Genomic DNA, 7,063 nt, shown 5'->3' with positions numbered 1-7,063 from the left:
AGGCCGGGAGGATCTTCTCGTCATCGGAATGGGCGAAAGGGACAGCGACCCGGAATGGCGCATCCAGGCGACCAGTCGTCACCCCCTGATCGGTGTACGCCGCAGGAGGCGGCCGAGGTGGCGGGCGCCGGCGGGGACCGCGTCCTGAGGCACCTGCTGGCGGCGGCCCGAGAGGTGTCGGTGGAGCGGGAGTGGGACCTGGTCCACGCGTTGCGGGTGGCGGGTGTGCCGGGGGTGTGAGGCGGCATCTGAGCCCTCCCCGGCCGGTGAGGGCTCAGAGCACCTCGAAGGCGGTACGCCGATAGGTCGAGCGCCGGTCCTCGATGGACGCCCAGCGGTCCCCGTACACCGTCTCGCGCACCGCCTCCTCGCGCAGGAAGTCGTGCGGGAAGCCCAGCGGCACCGCGCTCACCGTGTCGAGCCGCTCCACGGCCGCCGAGTCCAGCCCCACACCCAGGCAGCCGAGGGCGTCGGTGAGCTGGTCCGGGGTGGACGGGCCGAGGATCGGGACGATGTTGCCCGGGCGGCCGCGCAGCCAGGCCAGCGCCACCGCGGCCGGGCTCCAGCCGCCCTCCCGGGCGACCTCGGCCACGGCCCGCACGGTCTCCCGGGCGCGCAGCTCCGCCTCGTCGGCCCCGCCCACCGCGGTTTCCTCCCGGCCGCCGGCGAGGCGGCCCCGGGCGAGCGGACTCCAGGCGAAGACGGCCTGGTCGAACGCGCGGGCCTGCGGCAGCAGTTCACGCTCCGGGGTGCGCTCCAGCAGGCTGTAGCGCAGCTGCGAACCGGTGAACGCCGTCCAGCCGCGGAGCTCGGCGACCGTACTGGCCTGGGCGATCTCCCAGGCGGGCCAGTCGGACACCCCCACGTACAGCACCTTGCCGCTCCGGACCAGATCATCGAGGGCGCGCATGACCTCCTCGACCGGGGTGAAGTTGTCCCGGGCGTGCACCCAGAGGACGTCCAGCCGGTCCGTCCGCAGCCGCCGCAGGCTCGCCTCCACGGACTGCACCAGGTTCTTGCGGTGGTTGCCGCCGGAGTTGACGTCGCCCGGCCTGGTCGCACAGGTGTACTTGCTGGCGAGGACGAGCGCGTCGCGGCGGTCGCCCAGCAGCTCGCCCAGGACCGTCTCGGAGGTGCCGCCCGCGTAGACGTCGGCCGTGTCCAGGAAATTGCCGCCCGCCTCCAGGTACGCGTCGAGGATCCGCCCGGAGGTCTCCCGTACGGCCTCGTGACCGGAAGCGTGCCGGCCCAGGGTCATGGCGCCCAGCGCGAGCTCGCTGACGCGCAGACCGGTCCTGCCGAAGAGTGTGCAGCGCATGAAGGATCCTTTTCACTGGGCGGTTGCGTGGTGATGCGATGCCAGGTGACTCCCGTTGATGCTCGGAGGCTATGAGTTGGAGTGCACTTCAGGGCAACTCCTGGCGCTTCTTCACGGACGTGCCGCGCGTGCGCGGAGTGATGCGTACCGTGACTGGTGTGGACCGCTCGGGTGCGAAACATGATCGACTCCGCCGGTTCACGGCGATGGTCTTGCCCCGCCGGACGGAGGGGCTTACGTTCTCCATCCATGCACCGATCTACGTGCGTAGAAAACGCGTAGAGGCTCTCTGACGCCGCGTCGAAGGAGCAGCTCATGTCCCACGTCGTACGCGCCGCACTCGTCCAGGCGACCTGGACCGGCGACACCGAATCCATGATCGCCAAGCATGAGGACCATGCGCGCGAGGCCGCCCGGCAGGGGGCGAAGATCATCGGGTTCCAGGAGGTCTTCAACGCCCCCTACTTCTGCCAGGTCCAGGACCCCGAGCACTACCGCTGGGCCGAACCGGTCCCGGACGGGCCGACCGTCCGCCGGATGCAGGACCTCGCCCGCGAGACCGGCATGGTGATCGTGGTCCCGGTCTTCGAGGTCGAGCAGTCCGGCTTCTACTACAACACCGCTGCCGTGATCGACGCCGACGGCTCGTACCTCGGCAAGTACCGCAAGCACCACATCCCGCAGGTCAAGGGGTTCTGGGAGAAGTTCTACTTCAAGCCCGGGAACGCCGGCTGGCCGGTCTTCGACACCACCGTCGGCAAGGTCGGCGTCTACATCTGCTACGACCGGCACTTCCCCGAGGGGTGGCGCCAACTCGGGCTCAACGGCGCGCAGTTGGTGTACAATCCATCGGCCACCTCGCGCGGTCTCTCCGGCTATCTCTGGCAGCTGGAGCAGCCCGCCTCCGCCGTCGCCAACGAGTATTTCGTCGCCGCGATCAACCGGGTCGGCCAGGAGGAGTACGGCGACAACGACTTCTACGGCACCAGCTACTTCGTCGACCCGCGCGGCCAGTTCGTCGGGGAGGTCGCCAGCGACAAGGAGGAGGAACTCCTCGTCCGCGACCTGGACTTCGGCCTGATCGACGAGGTCCGCCAGCAGTGGGCCTTCTACCGGGACCGCAGGCCCGACGCCTACGACGGGCTGGTGGAGCGGTGAGCGGACTGTACGAGCGCCACCTCGCGGTCAGCCCCGAGTGGCTGGCCCTCTACTACCGCCACCCCATCGAACTCACCCACGGCGAGGGCCGGTACGTCTGGGACGCCGACGGCAACCGCTACCTCGACTTTTTCGGCGGCATCCTCACCACCATGACCGCCCACGCCCTGCCCGAGGTCACCAAGGCCGTCTCCGAGCAGGCCGGGCGGATCATCCACTCCTCCACGCTCTACCTCAACCGCCCGATGGTGGAGCTGGCCGAGCGGATCGCCACCCTCTCCGGCATCCCCGACGCCCGGGTCTTCTTCACCACCTCGGGCACCGAGGCGAACGACACCGCGCTGCTGCTCGCCACCGCGTACCGCGGGTCCAACCAGATCCTCGCGATGCGCAACAGCTACCACGGCCGCTCCTTCTCGGCCGTCTCCATCACCGGCAACCACGCCTGGTCACCCACGACCCTCTCCCCGCTCCAGACGCTGTACGTCCACGGCGGCGTCCGCACCCGGGGACCGTACGCGGAGCTGAGCGACGCCCAGTTCATCCGGGCGTGTGTCGCCGATCTGGAGGACCTCCTCGGGCACACCCGGGAGGCCGCGGCACTCATCGCGGAACCCATCCAGGGCGTCGGCGGCTTCACCTCGCCGCCCGACGGGCTGTTCGCCGCGTTCCGCGAAGTCCTGGACCGGCACGGCATCCTGTGGATCTCCGACGAGGTACAGACCGGCTGGGGCCGTACCGGTGAGCACTTCTGGGGCTGGCAGGCGCACGCCGAGCACGGTCCGCCGGACATCCTCACCTTCGCCAAGGGCATCGGCAACGGCATGTCCATCGGCGGAGTCGTCGCCCGCGCGGAGGTGATGAACTGCCTGGACGCCAACTCCATCTCCACGTTCGGCGGTTCACCCGTCACCATGGCAGCCGGCCTCGCCAACCTCTCCTACCACCTGGAGCACGACCTCCAGGGCAACGCGAGGCGTGTGGGCGGTCTTCTCATCGAGCGGCTGCGGGGTATCGCCGCCGGATCCGCCACCGTACGTGAAGTGCGCGGGCGGGGCCTGATGATCGGCATCGAGCTGGTGCAGCCCGGCACGGACGAGGCGAACCCGGAGGCGGCCGCGGCCGTCCTCGAAGCGGCGCGCGCGGGCGGGTTGCTCATCGGCAAGGGCGGTGGCCACAACACCAGCGTGCTGCGGATCGCCCCGCCCCTGACCCTGACCGTCGCCGAGGCCGAGGAGGGCGCGTCGGTCCTGGCGGACGCCCTGCGCGCAGCCGGCTGAACACCGTACGAGCGCCGGCGGAACGACGTGCGGGCGCTCGCTGAACACCGTACGAGCGCCGACTCAGCACCCGTACGAGCGCCGACCGAACAGCGTACGGGGGTCCACGTGCAGGGCCCCTGTACCGCCCCAGCGAGGAGGTACCCATGAGCCGCACCGTCATCCGCGGTGGTCTGGTCATCACCGCGTCCGACGAGATCCACGCCGATGTCCTCGTCGAGGGCGGGCGCATCGCCGCACTCGCCGCACACGGCACCGACGCCGCGGAGAGCTGGAACGCCGACCGCAGCATCGACGCCACCGGCAAGTACGTCATCCCGGGCGGCGTCGACGGGCACACCCACATGGAGATGCCGTTCGGCGGCACGTACGCCGCCGACACCTTCGAGACCGGCACCCGGGCCGCGGCATGGGGCGGGACCACCACCATCGTGGACTTCGCGGTCCAGAGCGTGGGGCAGTCCCTGCGCGAAGGGCTGGACGCCTGGTACGCCAAGGCCGACGGCAACTGTGCCATCGACTACGCCTTCCACATGATCCTCGCGGACGTGAACCCCGCCTCGCTCAAGGAGATGGACCGGCTCGTCGCCGAAGGCGTCACCTCGTTCAAGCTGTTCATGGCGTATCCGGGCGTCTTCTACTCCGACGACGGGCAGATCCTGCGGGCCATGCAACAGGCGTCCGGCAACGGCGGGCTGATCATGATGCACGCGGAGAACGGCATCGCCATCGACGTCCTGGTCGAGCAGGCGCTCGCCGCGGGCCGGACCGACCCCCGCTACCACGGAGACGTCCGCAAGGTCGCCCTGGAGGCCGAGGCCACCCACCGCGCGATCCAGCTCGCCCGGGTCGCGGGATCACCTCTCTACATCGTCCACGTCTCCGCCGACGAGGCCGTGGAGGAGATCGCCGCCGCCCGCCACAAAGGGCTCCCGGTCTTCGGCGAGACCTGTCCGCAGTACCTGTTCCTCTCCACCGACAACCTCGCCGAGCCGGACTTCGAGGGCGCCAAGTACGTCTGCTCCACCCCGCTGCGCCCCAAGGAGCACCAGGAGGTGCTGTGGCGGGGCTTGCGGAACGACGAGCTCCAGGTCGTCTCCACCGACCACTGCCCCTTCTGCTTCTCCGGCCAGAAGGAGATGGGCCGCGGCGACTTCTCCAAGATCCCCAACGGGATGCCGGGCGTCGAGCACCGGATGGACCTGCTGCACCAGGCCGTCGTGGACGGGCACATCACCCGCCGCCGCTGGATCGAGATCGCCTGCGCCTCCCCGGCGCGCATGTTCGGCCTCTACCCGAAGAAGGGCACCATCGCCCCGGGCGCCGACGCCGACATCGTGATCTACGACCCGCACGCGGAGCAGACCCTCTCCGCCGAGACGCACCACATGAACGTCGACTACTCGGCGTACGAGGGTAAACGGATCACCGGCCAGGTCGAGACCGTGCTCTCCCGCGGTGAACCCGTTGTCGAGGGGAGGAAGTTCACCGGCCGCGCCGGACACGGGGCCTATCTGCCGCGAGGGATCTGCCAGTACGCCGACTGACGTCGTAGCCGCTGCGCAGCGGCAGGGCCGGCCCCGTCCGAAGACGGAACCGGCCCTGTCCGACGGGGAACGCCTACGAGCCCTTCTGAACTTCGTACCCGTATTCCTTGTCGCTGTTCGTCGAGAAGTAGAGCAGCGGGTTCTTCCCGCTCTCGGCTATTCCCATGCTGCCCGGTTCGACATGAGAGAAGGAGCCGCCTTTCTCGTGCGAGAGCTCGATGAGCCGCTGGTTCTTCAGCTCCCACGTTCCGGCACCGGCCAGGGGGTCATCGCCCGGCGGAGGTTCGCTGAAGCTGAAGACCACTGCGCTTCGAGCGATGCCGGACATCTCGAAGCGGCCGTCGGAGGTGAACTCGATCTGCCCGCCGTCGTCCGCCTTCCAGAGGCCGATCGCCTGAGCGGACTCGATCGTGTGATCCGGTCCGGTACAGCCGATCACGCAGCCCAGGACGAACAGGGCAGCCGGCCCGGCCTTGGCCGTGCGTTCTCCGATTCACGACGATCACATCCGCCTACTTGTACATGGTCTCGGACCATCTGATGTCCACCCGGCATCCCGCGAAGAACCCGCCCAGATGCTGCGGAAGACAGTTGAACAGCATCTGCCCCACTGGATCAGGAGATCTCACCATGGACTTCGGACTCGTCCTCCAAACCGACCCGCCCGCCTCCGCCGTCGTCGGCCTGATGCGCCGCGCCGAGCGCAACGGCTTCCGCTACGGCTGGACCTTCGACTCGGCAGTGCTGTGGCAGGAGCCGTTCGTCATCTACAGCCGCATCCTGGAGCACACCGACCGGATGATCGTCGGCCCGATGGTCACCAATCCGGGCACCCGCACCTGGGAGGTCACCGCCTCCACCTTCGCCACCCTCAACGACATGTACGGCAACCGCACGGTGTGCGGGATCGGGCGCGGCGACTCCGCGATGCGCGTCGCGGGCCGCCGGCCCAACACGCTGGCCCGGGTGGGGGAGGCCATCGACGTCATCCGCGACCTCGCGGAGGGGCGGGAGGCCGCGGTCGACGGGCAGGCGGTGCAGATCCCGTGGGTGAAGGAGGGGCGGCTGCCGGTGTGGATGGCGGCGTACGGGCCCAAGGCCCTCGCGCTGGCCGGGCAGAAGGCGGACGGGTTCATCCTCCAGCTCGCCGACCCCTTCCTCACCGAATGGATGGTCAAGTCGGTGCGCAACGCCGCCCGCGATGCCGGCCGTGACCCCGACGCCCTCACCATCTGCGTCGCCGCCCCCGCGTACGTCACCGCAGACGACTCGCCCGAGGCCCTGGCCCACGCCCGGGAACAGTGCCGCTGGTTCGGCGGCATGGTCGGCAACCACGTCGCCGACCTGGTTGCCCGCTACGGCGAACACTCCGGCATGGTCCCGGACGAACTCACCGCGTACATCAAGGACCGCCACGGCTATGACTACTCCCACCACGGTCGCGCCGGTAACCCGGACACCGCGTTCGTCCCCGACGGGATCGTCGACCGCTTCTGTCTCCTGGGCCCCACCGAGACCCACGTGGAGAAGCTGCGCCACCTGAAGTCCCTGGGCGTCGACCAGTTCGCGGTCTACAACATGCACGACAACCGCGAGGGCACCATCGACGCCTACGGCTCGGACATCATCCCGATGCTTGGCTGAGCGTCGCCGGAGATGAGCATGACCTGGGCCGACCGCAGAGCCGCTTCAGAAGGATGTGGTACGCCACGTAGGGGCTCCTTGCGGAGTCGTCGCTGGGTGAGGGAGAGCTGAGTACC

At 69.4% G+C, this 7,063-nt stretch carries 7 protein-coding genes; 5 read left to right on the top strand and 2 right to left on the bottom strand.

Annotation, left to right across the window (positions count from 1 at the left end; genetic code table 11):
• Positions 1-54: 54 nt before the first annotated feature.
• On the top strand, positions 55-240 hold the full coding sequence (locus ABZ154_RS30655; protein ID WP_356837633.1) for a hypothetical protein: 186 nt from the start codon (positions 55-57) through the stop codon (positions 238-240).
• 34 nt (positions 241-274) lie between these two features.
• Here the strand turns inward: ABZ154_RS30655 and ABZ154_RS30650 are convergent, their stop codons facing one another.
• Positions 275-1,318, bottom strand: coding sequence for an aldo/keto reductase (locus ABZ154_RS30650; RefSeq protein WP_356837629.1), 1,044 nt, complete (start codon positions 1,316-1,318; stop codon positions 275-277).
• A 315-nt stretch (positions 1,319-1,633) separates the two neighbouring features.
• Between ABZ154_RS30650 and ABZ154_RS30645 the strand changes: the two genes are divergently transcribed.
• From ABZ154_RS30645 to hydA, 3 genes are all read left to right on the top strand, one after another.
• A complete protein-coding gene (locus tag ABZ154_RS30645) occupies positions 1,634-2,476 on the top strand; it encodes a nitrilase-related carbon-nitrogen hydrolase (RefSeq protein WP_356837628.1) in 843 nt (280 codons plus the stop codon).
• On the top strand, positions 2,473-3,756 hold the full coding sequence (locus ABZ154_RS30640) for an aspartate aminotransferase family protein (protein WP_356837627.1): 1,284 nt from the start codon (positions 2,473-2,475) through the stop codon (positions 3,754-3,756). Before ABZ154_RS30645 ends, ABZ154_RS30640 begins: the two co-directional genes overlap by 4 nt.
• 146 nt (positions 3,757-3,902) lie before the next feature.
• Positions 3,903-5,303: a dihydropyrimidinase gene (hydA, locus tag ABZ154_RS30635; RefSeq protein ID WP_356837626.1), complete on the top strand. Its 1,401-nt coding sequence runs from the start codon at positions 3,903-3,905 to the stop codon at positions 5,301-5,303.
• 73 nt (positions 5,304-5,376) lie between these two features.
• Here hydA and ABZ154_RS30630 read toward each other — a convergent pair whose 3' ends face one another.
• The gene (locus ABZ154_RS30630) at positions 5,377-5,742 is read right to left on the bottom strand and encodes a hypothetical protein (protein ID WP_356837625.1); all 366 of its coding nucleotides are present in this window, start codon (positions 5,740-5,742) and stop codon (positions 5,377-5,379) included.
• A gap of 191 nt (positions 5,743-5,933) precedes the next feature.
• On the opposite strand from ABZ154_RS30630, the gene ABZ154_RS30625 reads away from it, so the two are divergent.
• Positions 5,934-6,947, top strand: coding sequence for a TIGR03842 family LLM class F420-dependent oxidoreductase (locus ABZ154_RS30625; RefSeq protein WP_356837624.1), 1,014 nt, complete (start codon positions 5,934-5,936; stop codon positions 6,945-6,947).
• Positions 6,948-7,063: the final 116 nt, after the last annotated feature.

The sequence above is a fragment of the Streptomyces sp. NPDC006261 genome, assembly GCF_040613515.1.
Classification (GTDB): Bacteria; Actinomycetota; Actinomycetes; order Streptomycetales; family Streptomycetaceae; genus Streptomyces.
This window is presented reverse-complemented; position numbering and strand designations above follow the sequence as displayed.

Excerpts from the sequence above, each read along its gene's own strand:
- ABZ154_RS30645 (WP_356837628.1), top strand. The coding sequence starts at position 1,634 with ATGTCCCACGTCGTACGCGCCGCACTCGTCCAGGCGACCTGGACCGGC.
- ABZ154_RS30650 (WP_356837629.1), bottom strand. The coding sequence starts at position 1,318 with ATGCGCTGCACACTCTTCGGCAGGACCGGTCTGCGCGTCAGCGAGCTC.
- hydA (WP_356837626.1), top strand. The coding sequence starts at position 3,903 with ATGAGCCGCACCGTCATCCGCGGTGGTCTGGTCATCACCGCGTCCGAC.
- ABZ154_RS30655 (WP_356837633.1), top strand. The coding sequence starts at position 55 with ATGGCGCATCCAGGCGACCAGTCGTCACCCCCTGATCGGTGTACGCCG.
- ABZ154_RS30625 (WP_356837624.1), top strand. The coding sequence starts at position 5,934 with ATGGACTTCGGACTCGTCCTCCAAACCGACCCGCCCGCCTCCGCCGTC.